The organism is Dellaglioa sp. CoH-57-MRSF-17 (assembly GCF_056782015.1).
Genome location: NZ_JBXAXY010000002.1, coordinates 228,435 through 251,423, shown reverse-complemented (window position 1 = coordinate 251,423; position 22,989 = coordinate 228,435). Strand labels below are relative to the sequence as shown.

The 22,989-nt window shown below is 33.0% G+C and carries 21 protein-coding genes; 19 read left to right on the top strand and 2 right to left on the bottom strand.

Annotated features, from left to right (window positions below):
- The first annotated feature begins 5 nt into the window (after positions 1-5).
- The gene (locus tag AC1RPJ_RS03165) at positions 6-953 is read left to right on the top strand and encodes a thymidylate synthase (RefSeq protein ID WP_481761336.1); all 948 of its coding nucleotides are present in this window, start codon (positions 6-8) and stop codon (positions 951-953) included.
- A 23-nt stretch (positions 954-976) separates the two neighbouring features.
- Entirely contained in the window at positions 977-1,465 is a 489-nt protein-coding gene (locus tag AC1RPJ_RS03160; protein WP_481761335.1) for a dihydrofolate reductase, read from the top strand.
- Positions 1,466-1,514: 49 nt separating this feature from the next.
- Here the strand turns inward: AC1RPJ_RS03160 and trhA are convergent, their stop codons facing one another.
- On the bottom strand, positions 1,515-2,156 hold the full coding sequence (trhA, locus tag AC1RPJ_RS03155; RefSeq protein WP_481761334.1) for a PAQR family membrane homeostasis protein TrhA: 642 nt from the start codon (positions 2,154-2,156) through the stop codon (positions 1,515-1,517).
- A 139-nt stretch (positions 2,157-2,295) separates the two neighbouring features.
- Between trhA and AC1RPJ_RS03150 the strand changes: the two genes are divergently transcribed.
- From AC1RPJ_RS03150 to AC1RPJ_RS03090, 13 genes are all read left to right on the top strand, one after another.
- A complete protein-coding gene (locus AC1RPJ_RS03150; RefSeq protein WP_481761333.1) occupies positions 2,296-3,144 on the top strand; it encodes a DegV family protein in 849 nt (282 codons plus the stop codon).
- Positions 3,145-3,225: 81 nt separating this feature from the next.
- Complete coding sequence (locus AC1RPJ_RS03145; RefSeq protein WP_481762178.1) at positions 3,226-4,125, top strand: SGNH/GDSL hydrolase family protein; 900 nt, start codon at positions 3,226-3,228, stop codon at positions 4,123-4,125.
- Positions 4,126-4,136: 11 nt separating this feature from the next.
- Entirely contained in the window at positions 4,137-4,751 is a 615-nt protein-coding gene (locus AC1RPJ_RS03140) for a YpmS family protein (protein WP_409022524.1), read from the top strand.
- 15 nt (positions 4,752-4,766) lie between these two features.
- Positions 4,767-4,988 carry a YozE family protein gene (locus AC1RPJ_RS03135; protein ID WP_409022525.1) on the top strand — a complete coding sequence of 74 codons (222 nt, stop codon included), beginning with the start codon at positions 4,767-4,769 and terminating at the stop codon, positions 4,986-4,988.
- 14 nt (positions 4,989-5,002) lie between these two features.
- Positions 5,003-6,451 (top strand): S41 family peptidase, encoded by a 1,449-nt coding sequence (locus AC1RPJ_RS03130; RefSeq protein ID WP_481761331.1) that lies wholly within the window; start codon positions 5,003-5,005, stop codon positions 6,449-6,451.
- Between the two features lie 142 nt (positions 6,452-6,593).
- Positions 6,594-7,442 (top strand): ribosome biogenesis GTPase YlqF, encoded by an 849-nt coding sequence (gene ylqF, locus AC1RPJ_RS03125; protein ID WP_481761330.1) that lies wholly within the window; start codon positions 6,594-6,596, stop codon positions 7,440-7,442.
- Positions 7,443-7,444: 2 nt separating this feature from the next.
- Entirely contained in the window at positions 7,445-8,212 is a 768-nt protein-coding gene (locus tag AC1RPJ_RS03120; protein WP_481761329.1) for a ribonuclease HII, read from the top strand.
- A gap of 50 nt (positions 8,213-8,262) precedes the next feature.
- A complete protein-coding gene (gene dprA, locus AC1RPJ_RS03115; protein ID WP_481761328.1) occupies positions 8,263-9,132 on the top strand; it encodes a DNA-processing protein DprA in 870 nt (289 codons plus the stop codon).
- Positions 9,133-9,227: 95 nt separating this feature from the next.
- Positions 9,228-11,324, top strand: a complete 2,097-nt coding sequence (gene topA, locus AC1RPJ_RS03110) for a type I DNA topoisomerase (RefSeq protein WP_481761327.1) — start codon at positions 9,228-9,230, stop codon at positions 11,322-11,324.
- Positions 11,325-11,353: 29 nt separating this feature from the next.
- On the top strand, positions 11,354-12,661 hold the full coding sequence (gene trmFO / locus AC1RPJ_RS03105) for an FADH(2)-oxidizing methylenetetrahydrofolate--tRNA-(uracil(54)-C(5))-methyltransferase TrmFO (protein WP_481761326.1): 1,308 nt from the start codon (positions 11,354-11,356) through the stop codon (positions 12,659-12,661).
- A gap of 114 nt (positions 12,662-12,775) precedes the next feature.
- Positions 12,776-13,321 (top strand): HslVU peptidase proteolytic subunit, encoded by a 546-nt coding sequence (hslV, locus tag AC1RPJ_RS03100; protein WP_409022532.1) that lies wholly within the window; start codon positions 12,776-12,778, stop codon positions 13,319-13,321.
- Positions 13,322-13,336: 15 nt separating this feature from the next.
- On the top strand, positions 13,337-14,746 hold the full coding sequence (gene hslU / locus AC1RPJ_RS03095; RefSeq protein WP_409022533.1) for an ATP-dependent protease ATPase subunit HslU: 1,410 nt from the start codon (positions 13,337-13,339) through the stop codon (positions 14,744-14,746).
- A 16-nt stretch (positions 14,747-14,762) separates the two neighbouring features.
- Positions 14,763-15,644: an aldose 1-epimerase family protein gene (locus tag AC1RPJ_RS03090; protein ID WP_481761325.1), complete on the top strand. Its 882-nt coding sequence runs from the start codon at positions 14,763-14,765 to the stop codon at positions 15,642-15,644.
- A gap of 20 nt (positions 15,645-15,664) precedes the next feature.
- On the opposite strand, the gene plsY is transcribed toward AC1RPJ_RS03090, so the two are convergent.
- Positions 15,665-16,288 (bottom strand): glycerol-3-phosphate 1-O-acyltransferase PlsY, encoded by a 624-nt coding sequence (gene plsY / locus AC1RPJ_RS03085; protein WP_481761324.1) that lies wholly within the window; start codon positions 16,286-16,288, stop codon positions 15,665-15,667.
- 180 nt (positions 16,289-16,468) lie between these two features.
- Here plsY and parE point away from each other — a divergent pair, with 180 nt between their 5' ends.
- The 4 genes from parE (at position 16,469) to AC1RPJ_RS03065 (ending at position 22,952) form a co-directional block, all read left to right on the top strand.
- Complete coding sequence (gene parE, locus AC1RPJ_RS03080) at positions 16,469-18,487, top strand: DNA topoisomerase IV subunit B (RefSeq protein WP_481761323.1); 2,019 nt, start codon at positions 16,469-16,471, stop codon at positions 18,485-18,487.
- A 24-nt stretch (positions 18,488-18,511) separates the two neighbouring features.
- Complete coding sequence (parC, locus tag AC1RPJ_RS03075) at positions 18,512-20,944, top strand: DNA topoisomerase IV subunit A (protein ID WP_481761409.1); 2,433 nt, start codon at positions 18,512-18,514, stop codon at positions 20,942-20,944.
- A gap of 105 nt (positions 20,945-21,049) precedes the next feature.
- Complete coding sequence (locus AC1RPJ_RS03070) at positions 21,050-22,006, top strand: LysR family transcriptional regulator (RefSeq protein ID WP_481761322.1); 957 nt, start codon at positions 21,050-21,052, stop codon at positions 22,004-22,006.
- Between the two features lie 16 nt (positions 22,007-22,022).
- Positions 22,023-22,952 carry a manganese-dependent inorganic pyrophosphatase gene (locus tag AC1RPJ_RS03065; protein ID WP_481761321.1) on the top strand — a complete coding sequence of 310 codons (930 nt, stop codon included), beginning with the start codon at positions 22,023-22,025 and terminating at the stop codon, positions 22,950-22,952.
- Positions 22,953-22,989 lie beyond the last annotated feature (37 nt).

Genomic DNA, 22,989 nt, shown 5'->3' with positions numbered 1-22,989 from the left:
TTCGTATGGAAGAAACATATTTGCAACTTGAACGTGATATTTTAATGAACGGAAATGATAAATCTGATCGTACAAAAACGGGAACTAAAAGTCTTTTTGGCTATCAAATGAGGTTTGACTTAAGTCAAGGATTCCCACTACTAACAACTAAAAAAGTACCATTTGGTTTAATTAAGAGTGAGTTACTGTGGTTCTTAAAAGGTGATACTAATATCCAATATTTATTGAAACATAAGAATCATATTTGGGACGAATGGGCTTTTAAAAATTACATTGAAAGTTCTCAGTATATGGGTCCAGATATGACTGATTTTGGACATCGATCACTTTTAGAGACTGATTTTAAAAAAGAATATGAAGTACAGAAAAACCTTTTTTGCGATAAAATTATTGAAGACGATGAATTTGCAAAAAAGTTTGGTGAATTAGGTGACGTTTATGGTAGTCAGTGGCGTAATTGGAAAACTAGACAAGGTGATACGATTGACCAAATTAAAGATGTTATTGAAGCAATCAAAAAAACACCTGATTCTAGAAGATTAATTGTGTCCGCTTGGAACCCAGAAGATGTACCAAATGTGGCATTACCACCTTGCCATACGTTATTTCAATTTTATGTGGCTGATGGTAAATTAAGTTGTCAATTATATCAAAGAAGTGGCGATGTCTTTTTAGGTGTACCATTTAATATTGCAAGTTATGCGTTATTAACTCATCTAATTGCTAAAGAGGTTGGACTTGAAGTTGGTGAATTCATTCACACATTAGGCGATGCCCATATTTACAATAATCATATAGAACAAGTGAAGGAACAACTTTCTCGTGAAGTGCAACCCATGCCAAAATTATGGTTAAATCCTGATAAAAATAGTATTTTTGAATACGATATGACGGATATTAAAATAGAAGACTATAATCCTGCACCACCTATTAAAGCGCCTGTTGCAGTTTAATATTTACTTAAGGAGAGTCAATAATGATTAATTTTATTTGGGCTGAAGACAGTGAACATCATATTGGATATAAGGGTAAGCTACCTTGGTACTTACCAAATGATTTAAAATTTTTTAAGAAAACAACGCTTAATAAGGTCGTTGTTATGGGCAGAAATACATTTGAAAGTTTTCCGGGACTATTACCAAATCGAATTAATATTGTTCTTTCAAGTAAAAACGATTTAGTTGAAACAGATACTCTAAAGATTGTTCATTCAATACCAGAGTTGAATGATTTATTAGAAACATATTCTGAAGATATTTTTGTTATTGGTGGCGCAACATTATTTTCTGAAATGTATGTAAAAGTTAATAGATTGTATCAAACAAAAATTAACGCTACGTTTGATGGTGATGTGATGATGATTCCTATTGATTATACTCATTGGAAATTAATTGAAACGATTCCGGGAATGATTGACAAAAAAAATGTATATGATCATGAATTTAGAATTTATGATAAAAAATAATTAAAAAGCGAAGACATATCCAATACGGATGTGTCTTCGCTTTTTAACTTTAAGTATATAATAAAATAGAAAAAAACATTAATCCTGTACCTAACATCACAAATAAATGCCAAACGACATGTAAGTACTTAACACCGTTTATACTATAAATTCCAGCGCCGATTGTGAACGCAATGCCACCAGAAACAAGTAGCCAGAACCCAATTGTACCGAGGCTATTATAAAGTGGCATCATTGCGCTCAAACAAAGCCAGCCCATAATTAGATAAATGATGGTTGAAATTGTTTTAAAATGACCCAACCAAATTGATTTATAAATAATTCCTAAAACGGTCATCATCCAGATGATTCCGAATAGTGTCCAACCTAATGCCCCACCAACAGAGAGAAGACAATAAGGCGTATAAGTACCTGCTATCAGAATATAGATACTACTATGATCGAAGATTTGAAAAACAGTTCTTGCTCGTGTAAATATTAAACTATGAAATAGGGTAGAAGTTAAGTACAGCAGTACCAAAGATGAACCATATATAGCATACGAGGTAATTTCTAATGCACTACCATTATGAGCACCTTTAATAAGTAAAAAAATCAATCCCGCTATACTTAACCCAAGACCAATACCATGAGTTACCGCGTTTAATACCTCATTTAAGATGAGATACCTTCTACTGTAATTATGTTCCAAAAAAACACCTCAGTCATCAATTTCTATGTGAAATAGACCAGTAATTCTGATATACTAGACATTATAAATAGAAAAGTTTATAGTGACATTATTGTATCATGATTAAAAACTTTTGTTAAGAAAGTGTGGATGAAGAAACATGAAAAAAATTAAAATAATAACGGATTCATCTGTTGGATTAACAGATAATGAAATAAAAGAAAATGACATTAGCATTATACCTCTAAGCGTTATGATTGATGATACTATTTACGTTGAAGGTGAATCAATTACAAATGACGAATTTGAGACTAAAATGGAAACGTCAAAAACGTTACCTAAAACAAGTCAGCCACCAATTGGTACTTTTGTAGAAATGTTTGACAGTCTTGGGGCAGATGGTAGCCAAGTTCTCTCACTTAACATGACTGACCAAATTAGTGGTACAGTTCATACTGCAGAGCAAGCTGCAGAAATGAGTCAATCCGATGTAACCGTTGTTGATACTCGTTCTACTGATCGAGGTATGGCTTTTCAAGTCTTAGCAGCTGCTAAGTTAGCAAATTCAGGTGCATCAATGGATGATATTTTAACAAAAATTTCTGAAATCCGTAAGAATTCAACTCTAAATATGGCCGTTATGACTCTGGATAATCTGGTCAAAGGTGGACGTATATCAAGATTAACTGGTGTTCTTTCAAGTGTTTTAAATATGAAGATTATTTTGGAAATGATTGATGGCGAATTAAAAATTAAAAATAAAGGCCGTGGTATGAAGACGGTTAACAGATTTATTGCAGATTTAGTTGAAGAATTAAAAAGTACACCTAATGTTAAAGCAGTAGGTATTTCTCATGCTGGAAATGAAAAAAAGGCATTTGAAGTTCGCGATTTATTACAAACAGCAGTCCCAAAAGTTGATATTCTAGTTCGACAGACAGCACCTATTATTGCGACGCATGGTGGTCCAGGGGCTTTTGCAGTGATGTTCTACACAGATAAAGACTAATATATTAAATAATTATTTTTAAACTGGTCCAAAAACAGCTGTTTTTGTCCGGTTTTTTTAATTAAATAAAGGAATGATTTTTTGAAATTTTTTAAAAGCTTTTCCATTACTATTTTAAGTATTTTAGTACTAAGTGGTCTTATATTTAGTGGGCTGTGGTTTGCAACCGGCCATTTTTCGAATCATTCTTTAATAACAGTGCCCCATAAAAAAACAGCTCTTAAGCTAGTATCCCTTGGTGATTCTTTAACGCAGGGTGTCGGAGATGAAACGAATAAAGGTGGATTCGTTTCATTAATTACAGAAAAAATAAATACTGATAAAAATATGAAAGTAACTGCCTCTAACTTTGGCTTATCAGGAGATCGAAGTGATCAAATTTATAGCAGATTAAAGAAACAACCCAAAATGCAAAAAACGTTAAAAAAAGCCACTGTTATTACATTAACAGTTGGTGGGAATGACCTATTACAGGTTATACAAAAAAACATTTTATCTAATGATACTGATAAGTTAAATAAAGCTATTGATACTGAAAAAATGACTTATACAAAAAATTTAAATGATTTATTTAAAGAGATTAGAAAATATAATAATAGCGCGCCTATCTACGTTATAGGAGTGTATAACCCATTTTACGTTTATTTCCCCGAAATGAGTAGTATGAAAACGATTGTTAAATCATGGAATAACGTAACCAACAAGGTTGTTAAAAATGATAAAAATAGTTATTTTGTTAGTGTTGAAAAACAGCTTTCTGAAGGACAATATTATGGTAAAACAAGTAAATTAGCCAAGACTTTGGGTAGCTCAGACTTATCTGATTTATCTAGTTTTAATCTTGAAAGTGTCTTGCAAGAAAAAGATGAAAAAAATAACTATATTTCTATAACTGATCATTTTCATCCAAATAAAAAAGGTTATAAAAAAATGACTGATTTGTTGTTCAAATCAATGGAAGAACATCATTTATTTAAATAATGAGGAGAATTATGCCGAAAAGAACAGAAAAAACATCAACCACTTTTAACGCATGGAAAGTTGCGTTTATCATATTATTTTCTTTATTGATTGGCGTACTACTTTATTTTTCCGTTAGTATTATGAACCAATCCCAAGATCAAAAGACACTAACAACTCAAACCACTTCAAAAGCAACAAAAAGAACAGAACTAAGCGTGGAAATGAACAAGGAACAACTTAACGGAACCATTAATTATTATTTAAAATCAATTCAAAAAGGTCAATCAATTAAATATCGGTTTTTAGTAGATAAATCTGCTATATTAATGGGCACAACAAAAATTTTAGGACAAAATATTTCATTCACATTATATTCAGATCCAGTTGTAACAGATGATGGTAATATCTTGTTAAAAGCAAAATCTGTTGCTGTAGGTTCATTACCAGTTCCTAAAAAGTTTATAATGGATTATGTAAAAAATGCATATGATTTACCAAATTGGATTACGATTAATAGCAAAGAACAAACAATTATGCTTAACTTAAAAAAACTAGATATTGAGAATGGTATACAAGCTAGTGCAACCAAAATTGATTTAAAAACGAATGTTTTTAAATTCGATGTTTCTATCCCTTTAAATTAAATGAGGTATCAATTTATGAGACAAACATTTTATCAATTTTTAATGACCGAACGCAATGATCACGGTACGGATGAGGTGTCCCAATTTGCAAATAATGCATTTTATGATCAAAGTTTTCCTAAATTGTCAGATAAGTATGACTTTCTTTCTAATTATCTTGAATTAAATGCAGGATATTTACCTTCAATGACAATTTTTGATGACGCTTGGGCCCGATATTTAGACAAAATGAATTAGTGGGGAATTAAATTATGGAAAAAGATAAAAAAGAAAAACGTTTTAGATTTGGTCGTCATTTTTGGACCTTAATAGGGTCAATTTGTTTATCTTTTATAGTCGGAGCTGCTGCAATGTATTTTTTTGCAATTAGTCAAATTAATACATTAGTTGGGTCATTACAAACGACTAGTTCAGATTTAGCCAAAATTGAGTCTGTTTATTCGGCACTAAATAATTCTTATTATAAAAATATCAGTAAGAAAAAATTAGTCGATGGGGCTATCAATGGTATGGTCGACTCTACTGGAGATAAATTTACGGCCTATTTAGGTAAAGAAGATGCGACTAATTTAAATTCAACTATTTCTAGTAAATTTGTTGGAATCGGTGCTGAAGTCAAAATTAGCAAGAAAAATATTCAGATTGTTTCAGCTATTAAAGGAACACCAGCTAAAAAGGCTGGTTTGAAGACAGATGATATTATCCAAAAAATAGATGGTAAATCTATTTATGGTCTCAGTTTAGAAAAAGCTGTTTCAAAAATTAGAGGTAAAAAAGGAACAATAGTGAAACTAACTATTAAACGTGATTCATCAACATTTAATGTTTCAATAAAACGAGATGATATTCCTGTTAAAACAGTCTATAGTAGTATTTCGAAAAAGAATAAAAAAGTAGGATATATTCAAATTAGTACATTTTCTGAGGATACATCTAACGAAGTCAAATCTGCAGTGAAGTCACTTAGAAAAGATGGCGCTACATCGTTTGTCATTGATGTTCGTGATAATCCAGGTGGCCTTATGGATCAAGCATTAGCGATTGGATCAATGTTCTTAAAAGATGGTCAAACAATTATGCAGGTACAAGGCAAAACGGGTTCTCCTGAAGTATATAAGGCTGGTAAAAAATATGACTCAGGATTTAAAGTCACAGAAAAAACAGCTGTTGTCATTAATAAAGATAGTGCAAGTGCTTCTGAAATTTTAGCAGCCGCACTTAACCAATCTGGTAATGATAAATTAATTGGGTCAACATCTTATGGAAAAGGTACCGTCCAAACAATCAATACCTTTACAGATAAAACAGAATTAAAAGTTACCATTGCTAAATGGCTAACACCTGATGGTTCTTGGATTAATAAAAAAGGGATTAAGCCTACTATTTCAGCTGATTATCCTGCGTATGCTTATTCACCACTAATTAATACTGATAAAACATATAAATATGAAGACGTTACACCTCAAGTTAAAACGATTCAAGTTTACTTAAGCGCACTTAATTATTATAAAGACAAAAATAATGGTTACTTTGGTACATCAACGGTTAATGCAGTAAAAATGTTACAAAAAGAAAATACTTTAACTCAAACGGGCGAAGTTAACAAAGATACTGCTTTAAAAATTGAAACATTAGTTCAGAAAAAAATTTCAAAAAATGATCCTGCCTATGATGCGGCAATTAAATCGTTAACAAATTAATAAAAGACTGAAGAGGGCGAAACTAAATAGCGGAACTCTCTTCTTTTTGTGCACAAATTAAGGTATTCTGATTAAGAGAGTTAAATATAAAGAATTAAGCAAGTTAATTAAAAGTTTACTTGGCTTAACAAGGAGAATTTAAATGACAGTAATCCAATGGTTCCCAGGACATATGGCAAAAGCCTTAAGATTAGTAAAGGAAAAATTAAACTTAGTAGATATCGTACTTGAATTAGTTGATGCAAGATTGCCTGAATCATCTAGAAATCCGCAACTTGAGCAATTACTTGCAACAAAACCTCATATTATGGTTTTAACAAAAAAAGATATGGCCGATCCGAACGTTACTGCACGTTGGCTACAGTACTATGAAAACAAAGGAATTCCGGCAGTTGCAGTAGATAGTCAACACGGACAACTTAACGCTATCGAGAAAAAAATTAACGTTGTTTTAAAAGATAAAATAGCGTTACGAGAAAGTAAAGGTATCCTCCAACAACGAGTTAAGGTAATGTGTATCGGAATTCCGAATGTTGGAAAATCGACGTTACTAAATCATTTGTTAAGTAAAAATGTCGCCATAACTGGAAATAGACCTGGGGTGACAAAAGCACAGCAATGGTTAAAAGCCGGAAAATCAATGTCTCTTTTAGATACACCAGGTATTTTATGGCCCAAATTTGAAGATCAAGAAATCGGTAAACGTCTTGCTTTAACAGGAGCAATAAAAGACTCTTTATATGCAAAAGATGACATTGCATTATACGGGTTAGAACATTTTAAACAAACAAATCCAAAGGCATTACAAGAGAAATATAAATTAACGGATGAACAAATGCAGTTAAGTAATGTTGATTTATTATTAGATTTAACAAAAAAAATGGGTTTCAAAGAAGATTATGATCGTGCGAGTGAGAGAATTATATTTGATATTAGACAAGGTAAACTTGGTCGTTATACCTTAGAAATCCCTCAATTGGGTGGCGAATAGTTGTGACCAAATTTACAATTTCTCAAGTAAAAGAACATTTATTGAATAATCCATCGGATAATTTTATGCAAGAAATAGCTAAAGACTCTCGCAAAGGAGTTATTAAGCTTTTAATCCAATATAATAATAGACAAAAAAAACTAGTTGAACACCAAGAATTATTTAATCGTAGGTTAGTAATAGAAAGAGACCTATGGCAGAATGGTATTCCTTACATCGCTGGTATTGATGAGGTTGGAAGAGGACCGTTAGCTGGTCCAGTTGTTAGTGCAGCAGTTATTTTACCTCATAATTTCAATCTAATTGACGTGAATGATTCGAAAAAATTATCTGCATCTATGCGTGAAGCATTATACGTTGAAATATTAGCTACAGCTGTTTCAGTTGGTATATCTGTGATAAATAATCAAACAATTGATGAAGTTAATATATATCAAGCATCAAGAATTGCTATGTTAGAAGCTGTTAATTCATTGGACGTGAAACCACAACAATTATTGATTGATGCTATGACGATTGATAGCGATATTCCGCAGGAAAGTTTCATTAAAGGCGATTCTAAAAGTGCTAGTATTGCTGCTGCTAGTATCGTTGCTAAGGTTTACCGAGATCATCTCATGAACTTTTACAATGAATTATATCCAGGATACGATTTCAATCATAATGATGGATATGGAACTAAAAAACATTTAGCAGGACTTAGCAAATTAGGAGTCACTCCAATTCATCGTCGAACATTTGAACCAATTAAATCTATTCTAAAAAAATAATGAAATAAATTGCGTACCTTATTAGTATTAATGACTAATAAGGAGAAACAATGACAATAAGAGACACTTTAATTAAACTTAGACTATGTTCTGAAATAACGTATATTGGCGAAAATAAAATTTTTGATTGGTTACAACAGAATCCAAGTTGTACTGATTTAACTCTAGATGTAATTAAATCCATTTTAAATTTAAATAGTAAAAAAATAGCTAGTTTCAGTAAAGCTTACACTAGTATTTCATTGAAAAATGAGGTTATTACCAATAAGTTACATTCAACAATTGTGACTATTATTGATGAGGACTATCCGTATCGACTAAAAGAATGCTATCGACCACCAATTGTTCTTTTTATGCGAGGAAATACGCAATTATTAAATCGACAATCACTTGCTGTTGTTGGTGCTCGGCAAAGAACTGACTACTCAATAGAAGTAATACGATTATTATTACCAAATAGTATCCAAAATGATAAGGTAATTTTAAGCGGATTAGCAGCCGGCGTTGATACCTTGGCACACCAATTTACAATAGCTAACGGAGCAGATACAATTGCTGTTATTGGGACAGGTTTAAATATTTATTATCCAAAAATTAATGAAGATTTACAAATTGAAATTAGCAAAAAGGGACTTTTATTATCTGAGTACGGACTGAATACAGGACCACAACGTAATCATTTCCCTGAAAGAAATCGAATTATTGCAGGCCTTTGTGAATGCTTATTAGTTACAGAGGCTAAACACCATAGTGGTAGTCTTATAACTGCCAATTTAGCATTGCAAGAAAATCGCACAGTACTAGCTGTACCCGGATCAATTATTAGTCCTCTTTCACTTGGGTGTAATGAACTAATAATAGCCGGTGCAATGCCGATTATTAACGGTGAACAGATACTTGCAGAGTTCTATGAAAACTAGTTACGCTTGACAAGTCTCTCTAATATGCTTTAAGATTACTAACGATTTTAAAAATGTTATTGCTTACAATATAAATACTACGAAGGAGTTCAATTATGCCAGTAACCAAAAAGAAAAAGAGAACGCCGGCAAAAAAAAATCTAGTTATTGTTGAATCACCTTCTAAGGCTAAAACAATTGAAAAATACCTAGGCAGCAACTACCATGTTGTCGCTAGTCTTGGACATATTAGAGATTTACCACGAAGTAAAATGGGAGTTGACGTTGAAAACAACTATGATCCTCATTACATTTCAATTCGTGGTAAAGGCGATGTTATTAAAAGTTTAAAAAAAGAAGCTAAAAAAGCTAAAAATGTTTATCTAGCAGCCGATCCTGATCGTGAAGGCGAGGCAATTGCATGGCATTTATCTCATATTTTAGATTTAGATATCACGGACAAAAATCGTGTTGTTTTTAATGAAATTACAAAAGATGCAGTTAAAAATGCTTTTAATGATCCTAGATCAATTGATATGAATTTAGTTGATGCACAACAAGCTCGCCGTATTTTAGATAGATTAGTTGGTTATTCAATTAGTCCTTTATTATGGGCTAAAATAAAAAAAGGCTTAAGTGCTGGTCGAGTTCAGTCTATTGCTTTGAATTTAATTATTGATAGAGAAAAAGAAATTCGTGCATTTATACCAGAGGAATACTGGACTATTGATTCTGAATTTAAAAAAGGTAAAGAGAAATTTGATGCAGCTTTTTATGGTATTAAGGGAAAGAAAAAAGCACTTCATGATAATGAAGATGTTAAAAAAGTAATGGCATTAATTGATACAAAACAAGATTTTGATATCACCGCTGTCACAAAAAAAGAACGTAAAAGATTTCCAGCTTTACCATTTACTACAAGTACAATGCAACAAGATGCTAATAGAAAATTAAACTTTCGTACAAGAAAAACGATGATGGTTGCACAACAATTATATGAAGGAATTCATCTCGGAAAACAGGGTACTGTTGGTTTAATCACTTACATGCGTACCGACTCGACTCGTGTATCTACGACTGCCAAACATGAAACTGCTCAATTTTTACACGAAAAGTATGGTGAAGATTATGCAGCTATTAAGCCACGCAAAGGTAAATTACAAGAAGGTGCACAGGACGCACATGAAGCAATTAGACCTTCCTCTGTTTTACGTACACCTGCTTCAATGAAGGATTATTTAAGTAATGATCAAATGAAGTTATATAAATTAATTTGGTCGCGATTTGTTGCCAGTCAAATGACACCAGCTGTAATGGATACAATGTCTGTATCTATTGAACAAAATGGCGTTACTTATCATACTTCTGGGTCAAAGACTAAGTTTGCAGGTTATACAAAAATTTATGAGGATAACAAAAAGACTGATAATATTTTACCGGATTTAAAAGTTGGCGATCATGTTAAGTTAGCTAAAAATCAGCCTAACCAACATTTTACTCAGCCACCTGCTAGATTCACTGAAGCAAATTTAATTAAAACACTTGAAGAAAATGGTGTTGGACGTCCATCAACGTATGCACCAACCTTGGATACTATTCAACGTCGATATTATGTGAAATTAATTGCTAAGCGTTTTGAACCAACTGAACTGGGTGAAATTGTAGATGATATGATTGAAGCTTATTTTAGTGATATTGTGAATGTTAAATTTACTGCTGAATTAGAAAAAGGTCTTGATAACATTGAAGTCGGAGACGAAAATTGGGTTAAAGTTGTTGATGATTTTTATAAACCATTTTCAAAAAATGTTGAACATGCCCAAGAAACAATTGAGAAAGTTCAAATTAAAGATGAACCAGCTGGATTTAATTGTGAAATTTGTGGGTCACCGATGGTTATTAAGATGGGCCGATATGGTAAATTTTTTGCATGTACGCGTTTTCCAGATTGTCGTAATACAAAAGCAATCGTTAAAGAAATTGGTGTAACTTGTCCATTGTGTCAGCAAGGGGAAGTAATTGAACGTAAATCTAAACGAAATCGTTTATTCTATGGTTGCTCAAGATACCCAGATTGTGAATTCGTATCATGGGATAAACCTATTGGTCGCGAATGTCCAAAATGTCAACATTATTTAATTGAGAAAAAAGTAAAAGGTGGAAAACAAGTCAAATGTAGTAATTGTGACTATGAAGAAGCGGTTCAAAAATAATTGAATCTAACTAGCAGGGGGATTATATAATGGAAAATACTAGCGTTAATGTAATCGGTGCTGGTCTTGCCGGTAGTGAAGCTGCATGGCAGATTGCCAAGCGAGGAGTTCATGTTAATTTATACGAGATGCGCCCTATCAAAATGACACCAGCGCATCATACTGAGAATTTTGCTGAACTAGTTTGTACGAATTCTTTAAGAGCTAATCAAATTACGAATGCCGTTGGTCTTTTGAAGGAAGAGATGAGACAGTTAGATTCAGTTATTATGAAGTCAGCTGACCATAATGCAATTCCGGCTGGCGGTGCGCTAGCCGTTGACCGTGATAAATTTTCTGGTGAGATAACTGATTTAGTTAAAAATCATGAAAATATTACGGTTATCAATGAAGAGTTAACTGAACTACCAAAAGGTCCAACAATTGTTGCGACAGGTCCTTTAACATCATCAGGTTTAGCAGAATCAATTAAACAATTAAATGGTAGTGAGGGACTTTATTTTTATGATGCAGCTGCACCAATTTTAGAAAAATCATCATTAAATATGGATAAAATCTACTTAAAATCACGATATGATAAAGGTGATGCTGCATACCTTAATTGTCCAATGACTAAAGAGGAATTTATAACCTTTTATAAGGCACTAATAGGGGCCGAAACTGCTGAAATGCATGATTTTGAAGATGAAAAATTTTTCGAAGGTTGTATGCCAATTGAAGAAATGGCTAGAAGAGGCGCTAAAACAATGTTATTTGGCCCTTTAAAACCAGTTGGATTAGAAGACCCTAAGACTGGTAGAACACCTTTTGCCGTTGTCCAATTGCGTCAAGACAATGCAGTCGGTGACTTATACAATATTGTTGGTTTCCAAACGCATCTTAAATGGGGCGAACAAAAGAATGTTTTCTCACTAATTCCAGGTTTAGAAAATGTTGAATTTGTTCGTTATGGTGTTATGCATCGTAATACATTTATGCGTTCTCCTGATACACTGGAACCAACATATCAGTCTAAATTTAGAAATGATTTATTTTTTGCTGGTCAAATGACAGGTGTTGAAGGCTATGTAGAAAGTGCTGCAAGTGGATTATTAGCAGGGATCAATGCCGCACATCTTGTTTTAGGAGAAGAGCTAGTCGTACTTCCTAAAACAACTGTGATGGGAGCTATGGCCCATTATATAACACATGCCAGTGGTAAACATTTTCAGCCGATGAATGCTAACTTTGGTATTATCCCTAAATTAGGCACAAAAATTCGAGATAAACAAGAAAAAAATCAAGCGGTTGCAAATCGTGCTCTAGAGCATTTAGCAATTGTTAAACCAAGTCTTTAAATATTTATGAAATATCTGATAAAATAATTGAGTTATACTTCATTGTTGTGCTACAGTAGTAGCGTTCAATGAAGTTTTTTTATACAATAAATGAGTAACATGGAGGAGTTTATTATGGCAACTGTTTCATTTCATGCAACAACAATTTGTGCCGTTAAGCATAATGGTCACTGTGCAATGGCCGGTGATGGCCAAGTCACAATGGGTGAAAAAGTTATTATGAAGGGGACTGCTAGAAAAGTTCGTCGCATATATAACGATCAAGTAGTTGTTGGTTTCGCTGGTAGCGTTGCCGACGCATTTAATCTTGAAGAACGATTTGAAAAAAAATTAAATGAATTTAGTGGTAATTTACAACGTGCAGCAGTTGAATTAGCTCAGGATTGGCGTAGTGAACAATCCTTACAAAAATTAGAAGCACTTTTGATTGTAATGAACAGTAATGAAATGTTATTAGTTTCTGGTAGTGGAGAAGTAATTGAACCTGACGATGACATTTTAGCAATCGGATCTGGCGGAAATTTTGCTTTGTCTGCTGCAAAGGCACTTAAGCATCATACAACTGATATGTCAGCTAAAGAAATTGCTGAGGCATCAATTAATATTGCCGGTGATATTGATATTTTTACTAACCATCATGTCATCTCAGAAGAATTATAGAAAGCGGGTAAATTTATGACTATAAGTGATAAAACACCAAAACAGATTGTTACAGAACTAGATCAATACGTTATCGGTCAAAATGATGCAAAAAAGGCCATTGCTGTTGCATTACGTAATAGATATCGTCGGATGCAACTTTCTGAATCAATGCAAAAAGATGTTACACCTAAAAATTTAATGATGATTGGGCCAACTGGTGTAGGTAAAACTGAAATTGCTCGTCGTTTGGCAACAATGCTTGAAGCACCATTTATTAAAGTTGAAGCAACAAAATTCACTGAAGTTGGTTACGCTGGACGTGATGTTGAATCAATGGTACGTGACTTGGTTGACGTGTCAATTAAATTAGAAGAAGATGCTCAATATGGCCGTGTTTCAGGCGCAGCTGAACGTATGGCTGATAAACGACTTGTAAAACTTCTAGTTCCAGGTATTAAAAAACAAAAAAAAGCCGAGAATGTTAATCTTATGCAAATGATGTCTCAAATTCAAAAAGGTCAAATACCTGCCGGATTAGATGCAAAAGATGAAGAGGAGGTCACTGACGACATTAGAAATGAACGACTATCTGTATCGGAACAACTAAGTCGTGGTTTATTAGAAAATAACGAAGTGACAATTAAAGTTGATGAACCTAAACAGCCTTCTGGTATGAATGGCATGATGGGACAAATGGGCATCGACTTAGGAGATACCTTAAGTGCATTAACACCAACACGCCAAGTAGAAAGAACGTTAACCGTAGCAGAAGCCCGTAAAATTTTAATTCGTGAAGAATCAAAAAAATTAGTTAATGTAGCAGATATCAATCAAGCTGCAATTGAACGTGCTGAAAACACTGGAATTATTTTTATTGATGAAATTGATAAAATTACTTCAAAATCTCAAAAAAATAGTGGTGAAGTTTCTAGAGAAGGCGTACAACGTGATATTTTACCAATTGTTGAAGGCTCTCAAATTTCAACTAAATATGGTGTTATTAATACTGATCATATCTTGTTTATTGCATCAGGTGCTTTTCATGAAAGTAAACCTAGCGATTTAATTGCTGAACTTCAAGGTCGTTTCCCAATTCGAGTTGAATTAGATGATTTGAGCCAAGCAGATTTTGTTAAAATTCTTACAGAACCTCATAATGCCTTAATTAAACAATATATTGCTTTAATTGGCACTGATAATATTAATGTGACATTTACAATTGAAGCAATTGAGAAAATATCTGAAATTGCTTACAACGTTAACCACGATACTGAAAATATTGGTGCACGCAGACTGCATACAATTCTTGAAAAATTACTTGAAGATTTACTATTTGAGGGTCCAGATATGCAAATGGGTGACATAACAATTACTGAAAGTTATGTTGAAGACAAAATTGGTAACATCGTTGCTGATAAAGATCTTAGTCGTTATATTTTATAGGATAGGGTGAACTAAAATGACAGTTGAACTTAAAAATGATTTCATCACAGTCAAAATTGCTGAACAAGGTGCTGAATTAATCAGTATTACCGGAAATGACACATCTATTGAATATATTTGGCAAGCAGATAAACAATACTGGGGTAGACATGCCCCAGTATTGTTTCCATTTGTTGGGCGTTTAAAAAATGATGAATATGCGTATGATCATAAAACATATAAAATGGGTCAACATGGCTTTGCCCGTGACATGCTTTTTACAGTGGTTTCTAAAAGTAAAACATCAGTTGTTCTGGAATTAGGTTCATCCCCAGAAACAATCTCAAAGTATCCGTTTAATTTTAGATTGAGATTACATTACATTTTAACTAATCATCAAATAAAAGTAATTTACGATGTTTATAACCCCGATGAAAATCCTTTGTTATTTTCTATCGGAGGACACCCAGCATTTAACGTACCACTTAAAAATGCTTATTTAAATCTAGAAAATTATCAAATTGAAGTGGCACCAAATGTTGAAAGACGTCAAATTCCACTAGTTGGACCTTTTAGCGATATCGAAAATGCAAAATCAGTTAAGTTCAACGAACCTATTAAGTTATCTCGCGAAACATTCAAAAATGATGCCTTAATTTACGAATTGAAACAACTAGAAACGACTATCTTACTTTCAACACCTGAAGATGATCATGGTGTTTCCGTGACATTAAATGGTGCAGATTACGTTGGTATCTGGTCGAAATATCCTGAAAATTCACCATTTGTTTGTATTGAACCATGGTGGGGAGTAGCTGATAATATTGAATCTACTGGTAATTTATCAGATAAAAGTAATATTTATACGTTAGAAAAAAATAAATCGTTCGAAGGTTCGTATGAAATCACAGTATTTTAAAAAAAAAATCGATGAAATAATCATCGATTTTTTTTATTTCGTAAATATAATCCAAGACCAAAAGGTACCATACTCTCAGTACCATTTAAAATACGTTTTATGTTGTCTCTATGTTTATAAATAACAAATATAGTCAAAATACCTGCAATACTAGTTAATAACCAATCTTGAAATAATATCGCTGTTATCGTAATACCAATAAATCCAATGACACTTGCAACACTTACCATACTCGTTAAAAGTATTAAAGAAATAAACATGGTACAAGCGATAAGAAAAAATAGCGGATTATACGGTAATAAAATACCCGCACCAGTAGCAACTGCCTTACCACCTTTAAATCCAGTAAATATTGAGAATGTATGTCCAGCTACTGCACCTACACCAATTAGTAAAGGACTAACGGTTGATGCGACCCCAAACATATAAGGGAGGCTTGCAGCTATAATTCCTTTTGATATATCCATCACTAAGACAACAGTCCCTGCTTTTGGTCCAAGAACTCGATAAGTATTAGTTGTACCAACATTACCACTACCAAAATTTCTGATATCCTTTTGATAAAAATATTTTCCAATCCAAACCCCTGATGGAATTGATCCTAAAATATAAGCGATAATCAACATTAATATGATTGTACCCATGATAATTCACTCCTTTCAGCCAGTAAATCCAATAAGTAGTATTTTAACATTCTTTTAAGAAGACACCAAAATTTTTTATAAAATAGAACATCTATTCGGATTTCTCTTTACATTTTAAAAAAGAATAGGTTATTATAGTAACGTTACTGTAGGAATACAGAGTAAGGGGCGTTTAACTGAATGACTAATCAAAATAAAACAAAATACAATGATGATTCAATTCAAGTTCTTGAAGGACTAGAAGCAGTTAGAAAACGACCTGGTATGTATATTGGGTCGACAGATGGCAAGGGATTACATCATCTTGTCTACGAGATTGTTGATAACGCAGTTGATGAAGCCTTGTCAGGATATGGTTCACAAATCGACGTTACAATCCACAGTGATAACAGTATTACTGTTGTAGATTATGGTCGTGGTATGCCTATTGGTATGCATGCATCAGGAATACCAACTGTTGAAGTTATCTTCACTGTCTTACATGCTGGTGGAAAATTTGGCCAAGGCGGATATAAAACGTCTGGTGGACTACATGGCGTTGGCGCAAGTGTCGTTAACGCATTATCTTCATCATTAACAGTTGATACCGTTCGTGATGGTATTCGTTATGAAGAAAAGTTTAAAAATGGTGGGCATCCAGTTGGGACTTTAAAAAAATTAGGTGCAACTAAACGAGCAAATGGAACAACAGTAACTTTTAAACCCGATGAAAGTATTTTTTCAACTACAATTTATAAGTATGATATTTTAGCTGAAAGATTAAAAGAGTCTGCCTTTTTATTACGTGGTGTCAAAATTGTTTTAACAGATGAAAGAACTGATAAACAAGATATCTATCATTTTGAAGAAGGTATTAAAGAATTCGTTGCTTATTTAAACGAAGACAAAGATACACTTGGCGAAGTGATGTATTTTGATGGCATTAAAGATAAAATTGAAGTAGAAGTTGCAGCACAATATAATGATGGCTACTCAGAAAACTTAATGTCCTTTGTTAATAACGTTCGGACAAAAGATGGTGGTACACATGAAGCAGGAATGAAGTCTGCTTGGACAAAAGCATTTAACGAATATGCCAGAAAATTAGGTCTTTTAAAAGATAAAGATCGTAATTTAGAAGGTAGTGATGTTCGAGAGGGCCTTTCAGGAGTCATTTCAGTGCGAATACCTGAAGAGTTATTGCAATTCGAAGGACAAACGAAGGGTAAATTAGGTACACCCGAAGCAAGATCTATCGTCGATAGCGTTCTGAGTGAAAAACTTGGGTTTTATTTGATGGAAAATGGTGAGTTTGCACAAGAACTTGTTAGAAAATCAATTAAAGCTAGAGAGGCTCGAGAAGCAGCTCGTAAGGCTCGTGATGATTCAAGAAATGGGAAAAAGAAAAAGAAAAATGATCGCTTATTATCTGGGAAATTAACACCTGCACAATCGAAAAACGCTAAGAAAAATGAGTTGTTTTTAGTCGAAGGTGATTCTGCCGGTGGTTCAGCTAAACAAGGTCGTGAACGCAAATTCCAAGCCATTCTACCTTTACGTGGTAAGGTATTGAATACTGAAAAGGCAAAATTACAAGATATTTTAAAAAATGAAGAAATTAATACAATGATTTATACAGTTGGCGCAGGTGTTGGTGCTGAATTTAAGCTCGAAGACAGTAACTACGATAAAATTATTATCATGACTGATGCTGATACTGATGGTGCGCACATCCAAACCTTATTATTGACATTTTTCTATAAATATATGCGTCCACTAATTGATGCTGGGAAAATCTATATTGCTTTACCACCTTTATATAAAATTCAAAAAGGAACGGGTAAAAAAATAGAGAGTATCTATGCTTGGACCGATGAAGAGCTTGATAAAGCAACAACAAAAATTGGACGTGGTTACAACCTACAACGATTTAAAGGTCTGGGCGAAATGAATGCAGATCAATTATGGGAAACAACTATGGATCCAATGACAAGAACTTTAGTTAGAATTCGAATTGATGATCCTGCACTTGCTGAAAAAAGAGTGACAACCTTAATGGGCGACAAGGTAGAACCTCGTCGAAATTGGATTGAAGAAAATGTTCAATTTTCACTTGAAGAGGACGGTAGTATCCTTGATAAGGTATCAAGTAAACAAGTTACTGATTTAAAAAATGAAGAAGATTTAACATTATTTGAAGATCAAACAACGACTGACTAAGGAAGGAGGATTATTAATTTGGCTATAGAAAAAGATACATCAAAAATTCAAGAGCTGACCTTAGAAGATGTTATGGGTGAACGATTTGGTCGTTATTCTAAATATATTATTCAAGAACGTGCTTTACCTGATATACGTGATGGCCTAAAACCTGTTCAACGTCGTATTTTATACGCAATGAATCAAGATGGTAACACATATGATAAAGGGTTTAGAAAATCTGCTAAATCTGTCGGAAATGTTATGGGTAATTTTCATCCTCATGGAGATAGCTCAATTTACGAAGCTATGGTCCGTATGAGTCAAAACTGGAAATTACGAACACCATTAATTGAAATGCACGGAAATAATGGGTCAATGGATGGTGATTCTCCTGCCGCAATGCGTTACACAGAAGCTCGTACAAGTAAAATTGCGACTGAAATGCTACGTGATATTGAAAAAGAAACGGTTGATTTCGTATTGAATTTTGATGATACGGAGTATGAACCAACTGTTTTACCAGCAAGATTTCCTAATTTGTTAGTAAATGGTGCAACGGGAATTTCAGCTGGGTATGCAACTGAAATTCCACCTCATAATTTAAGCGAGGTTGTTGATGCCGTTGTTTATTTAATTGGTCATCCAAATGCGACTTTAGATAAATTAATGTCATTCGTTAAGGGCCCCGATTTTCCAACCGGTGGTATTTTACAAGGACTATCCGGCATCCAGAGTGCTTATAAAACGGGGCGTGGTAAAGTAGTCGTTCGTTCTAGAACTGAGATTCAAGAACTAAAGGGTGGTAAAACACAAATTATTATTTCAGAAATTCCATACGAAGTGAATAAAGCTGTTCTTGTTAAAAAGATGGATGAAATTCGCTTATTAAAAAAAGTTGATGGGATTGCTGAAGTTCGAGATGAAAGTGATCGTGAAGGACTACAAATTGCAATTGAATTAAAACGCAACGTCAATGCACAAGGTATTTTAAATTATTTATTTAAAAATACTGATTTACAAATTTCGTATAATTTCAATATGGTTGCAATTAACCATCAACGACCTGAGTTAGTTGGCTTAAAAAAATTCTTATCTTCGTACTTAGAGTATCAATTAAGTGTTACGAAAAAAAGAACTGAATTTGATTTAAAAAAGGCTGAGTCTCGTCAACATATCGTTGAAGGGTTAATTAAAGCTTTATCAATTTTAGATAAAGTAATTAAAGCAATCCGTGCAAGTAAAGATAAAAAGAGTGCTAAATTAAGCTTAATGGATCTGTTCGATTTCACAGAAAAACAAGCTGAAGCAATTGTTTCATTACAACTGTACCGCTTGTCTAATACAGATGTGACTGCGCTTGAAAAAGAAAATGCAGAGCTTGCTGCAAAAATTATTGATTACAAAGCAATATTGGCAGATCCTAGTAAGTTATCTGATGTTGTGAAAAAAGAGCTTAAACAAGTATCTAAAGAATATGCCACACCTCGACTAACTGAAATTCAAGAACATATTGAAGACATTAAGATTGAAACAGCAGTTTTAGTAACTCCCGAAGATGTTCAAGTATTAGTTAGCCGTGATGGTTATCTCAAACGTAGCTCATTACGGTCATTTAACGCCTCAGGAGTAAATGAGAATGGTTTGAAAAACGAAGATCAAATTGTATTTAATGAATCTGTTAACACATTAGATCATCTATTTATGTTTACAAATAAGGGAAATATGATTTACCGTCCAATTCATGAAATAACTGAGGCAAAGTGGAAAGATACTGGGGAACATATTTCACAAACTATTGGATTAGATACTGATGAATATTTAATTAAAGCATTTTCTTTCAAAAAAGTGAATGTCCCTGGTAAATTTGTTTTTGCAACTAAAAATGGATTCATTAAACAAACACTGGTTTCCGACTTACAACCCGGACGAACTTATAAAGGTCATGCAAGTAAATTCATGAAATTGAAGGAAGCTAACGATGATGTTATCTTGATTTCATACTTGAAAGAAACGGATGACTCGTTATTCATTTTTAGTGCTTCACATGATGGGTATGGATTAAAGTATCCTCTCGAAGAAGTTCCTGTTGTCGGATCTAAAGCAGCTGGTGTAATCGCGATGAATCTTAAGAAGGATGATTATGTTGCCGCTACTTGTTTAGTAACTGAACATAGTCAGATTGGATTATTAACACAGCGCGGTTCATTTAAGCGTATGGCTGTATCAGAAGTGAGCTCGACAAGTAGGGCGAAACGTGGCGTTCTTGTTCTTAGAGAGCTTAAGAAGGAACCTCATAGAGTCGTTGGCATGAAACTCATTACTAAAGATGTGAATTTAAATGCCCTTACTGAAAGTGGCAATGAATTTATTATCGAACCAATGTCATATCCGCTATCTGATAGATATTCAAATGGTTCATTTGTTATTGATACAGAACAATTAGGAATACCTAATAATTTAAATGAGATTAATTAATAATTAAATTGTTAAAAAAAGGCAAATTTGTTTGCTCTTTTTTTTTATTACGCTTATTATACTAATATGACTATTAATTTCTAGAACTGAGGAGATCACGCTAATATGAAAACAAAGCAAGAAAATATATTTTCATCAAAAACGTTAACATATTTTTTACAGCTTGCAGATATAATGAATTATACGCAAGCAGCCCAAATATTAGGAATCACACAACCTGCATTAACACAGCAAATTAAAAAATTAGAAAGAACAGTTGGTGCACCACTTTTTTATTCTGTTGGTAAAAAATTACATCTTTCTGATGCTGGCTATACAATGCTAGATGCAACACACCAAATCTATGAAACATTAAATAAAGCAACGAATGAAATTCAACAATCAACAAGTGCAACACAAGGAGAAATTACTATCGGGATTTTGGCTTCAATCGAAGACGAAGTGTTTGATGATTTTGTTATCCAGTACTATAAAAATAATCCAGATATTATTGTGTCATTCCATTTACTAACGCGTAAAGAAATTTGGAGTGAACTTGAGAATAATAAAATTGATTTAGCTATTATGTATCTTCCAGATGAAAGTATTAAAAACTGGAAACCATACGAAAGTAAGAAAATCTTTACTGAAGATTTATTGTTTTTACATCATAATGAAAAGTTATCTTCTAAAAAGAAAGTTAGACTTCAAGAAACAATTGATAATGTTTGGGTCACTTATCCAAGTGATTATTATCTTGATAAAACAATTAAAACAATTTATCAAAATCAATTAGTTAACCTGCCAAAGAGTGTTGCTAGATTTACATCACCCACACAGATTTTAAAATTTGCTCGTGCAACACATGCTTATTCAGCATTACCAACTTCATTTTTAACGGCTCATCCTGAAAGCAAAGACCTTTGGACATCTCATTTTGATCCAGAAATAAAATTTGATTTGTCATTTGTCTTTAGAAAAGATAAAGATGAAATTCCTAGAAATGAACATTTTTTAAATGCATTTGATAAATTTTTAGAAGAAAAAGATTACATGACTCGACTTAAAGAAATTAACAAATAAAAAGGAGATTATAATAATGACTAAACAATTAATTTTTGGACATCAAAGTCCTGATACAGACGCAGTTGTAGCTGCTAAAGCATTCTCATATCTACAAAATAAATTAGGTTTCGATACTGAAGCCGTTACCTTAGGAACATTAAGTGAAGAAACAAAATTTGTTTTAGATTACTTTAATGAACCTGAACCAAGAATTATTGAAACAGCTAAAAATGAGGTTGAATCAGTTATGTTAGTTGATCATAATGAATCTCAACAAAGTGTTTCTGATATCGCTGATCTTGTTGTAACAGACGTTGTCGATCATCATCGTATTGCTAATTTCACAACCAATATGCCTCTTAATTTCCGCGCAGAGGCTGTCGGTTGTTCAAGTACCATCCTATGGAAAATGTTTAATGAAAACAATATTGAAATTCCTGCTAATATTGCAGGATTAATGATGTCAGCTATTATTTCTGATACATTGTTATTCAAATCACCTACAACGACTCCAGTTGATATTGAAGCAACTAAAGCACTTTCTAAAATTAGTAACACTGATTACAATGTATACGGATTAGATATGTTAAAAGCTGGAACTAATTTATCTAGCAAAACTGAAACAGAATTGATTAACGGAGATGCCAAATCTTTTGATATGGCTGGTAAAACAGTACGTGTTGCTCAAGTTAATACCGTTGATTTAGAAGAAGTTTTTAACCGTGAAGCTGCACTAGTTTCAGCGATTGAAGATGATAGTAAAGCTAATAATTATGATTTATTCTTACTATTAGTTACAAATATCCTAGACAGTGATTCAGAACTATTAGTTGTTGGAGAACCTAAAGAAATGGTTGAAAAAGCCTTCAACACAAAACTTTCTGATAACAAATTGTCATTACCTGGTGTTGTTTCAAGAAAAAAACAAGTTGTTCCTCAATTACAAGCTGTTTTTGAAGCTTAATAAAAAATCTTAAAAGTTTAGACTTTATCTCTAAGCT

Bases quoted from the DNA above. Each gene is read 5' to 3' on its own strand.
- AC1RPJ_RS03165 (WP_481761336.1), top strand. From the start codon at position 6: ATGGAAGAAACATATTTGCAACTTGAACGTGATATTTTAATGAACGGA.
- AC1RPJ_RS03160 (WP_481761335.1), top strand. From the start codon at position 977: ATGATTAATTTTATTTGGGCTGAAGACAGTGAACATCATATTGGATAT.
- AC1RPJ_RS03150 (WP_481761333.1), top strand. From the start codon at position 2,296: ATGAAAAAAATTAAAATAATAACGGATTCATCTGTTGGATTAACAGAT.
- AC1RPJ_RS03140 (WP_409022524.1), top strand. From the start codon at position 4,137: ATGCCGAAAAGAACAGAAAAAACATCAACCACTTTTAACGCATGGAAA.
- AC1RPJ_RS03135 (WP_409022525.1), top strand. From the start codon at position 4,767: ATGAGACAAACATTTTATCAATTTTTAATGACCGAACGCAATGATCAC.
- AC1RPJ_RS03130 (WP_481761331.1), top strand. From the start codon at position 5,003: ATGGAAAAAGATAAAAAAGAAAAACGTTTTAGATTTGGTCGTCATTTT.
- ylqF (WP_481761330.1), top strand. From the start codon at position 6,594: ATGACAGTAATCCAATGGTTCCCAGGACATATGGCAAAAGCCTTAAGA.
- dprA (WP_481761328.1), top strand. From the start codon at position 8,263: ATGACAATAAGAGACACTTTAATTAAACTTAGACTATGTTCTGAAATA.
- topA (WP_481761327.1), top strand. From the start codon at position 9,228: ATGCCAGTAACCAAAAAGAAAAAGAGAACGCCGGCAAAAAAAAATCTA.
- trmFO (WP_481761326.1), top strand. From the start codon at position 11,354: ATGGAAAATACTAGCGTTAATGTAATCGGTGCTGGTCTTGCCGGTAGT.
- hslV (WP_409022532.1), top strand. From the start codon at position 12,776: ATGGCAACTGTTTCATTTCATGCAACAACAATTTGTGCCGTTAAGCAT.
- hslU (WP_409022533.1), top strand. From the start codon at position 13,337: ATGACTATAAGTGATAAAACACCAAAACAGATTGTTACAGAACTAGAT.
- AC1RPJ_RS03090 (WP_481761325.1), top strand. From the start codon at position 14,763: ATGACAGTTGAACTTAAAAATGATTTCATCACAGTCAAAATTGCTGAA.
- plsY (WP_481761324.1), bottom strand. From the start codon at position 16,288: ATGGGTACAATCATATTAATGTTGATTATCGCTTATATTTTAGGATCA.
- parE (WP_481761323.1), top strand. From the start codon at position 16,469: ATGACTAATCAAAATAAAACAAAATACAATGATGATTCAATTCAAGTT.
- AC1RPJ_RS03070 (WP_481761322.1), top strand. From the start codon at position 21,050: ATGAAAACAAAGCAAGAAAATATATTTTCATCAAAAACGTTAACATAT.
- AC1RPJ_RS03065 (WP_481761321.1), top strand. From the start codon at position 22,023: ATGACTAAACAATTAATTTTTGGACATCAAAGTCCTGATACAGACGCA.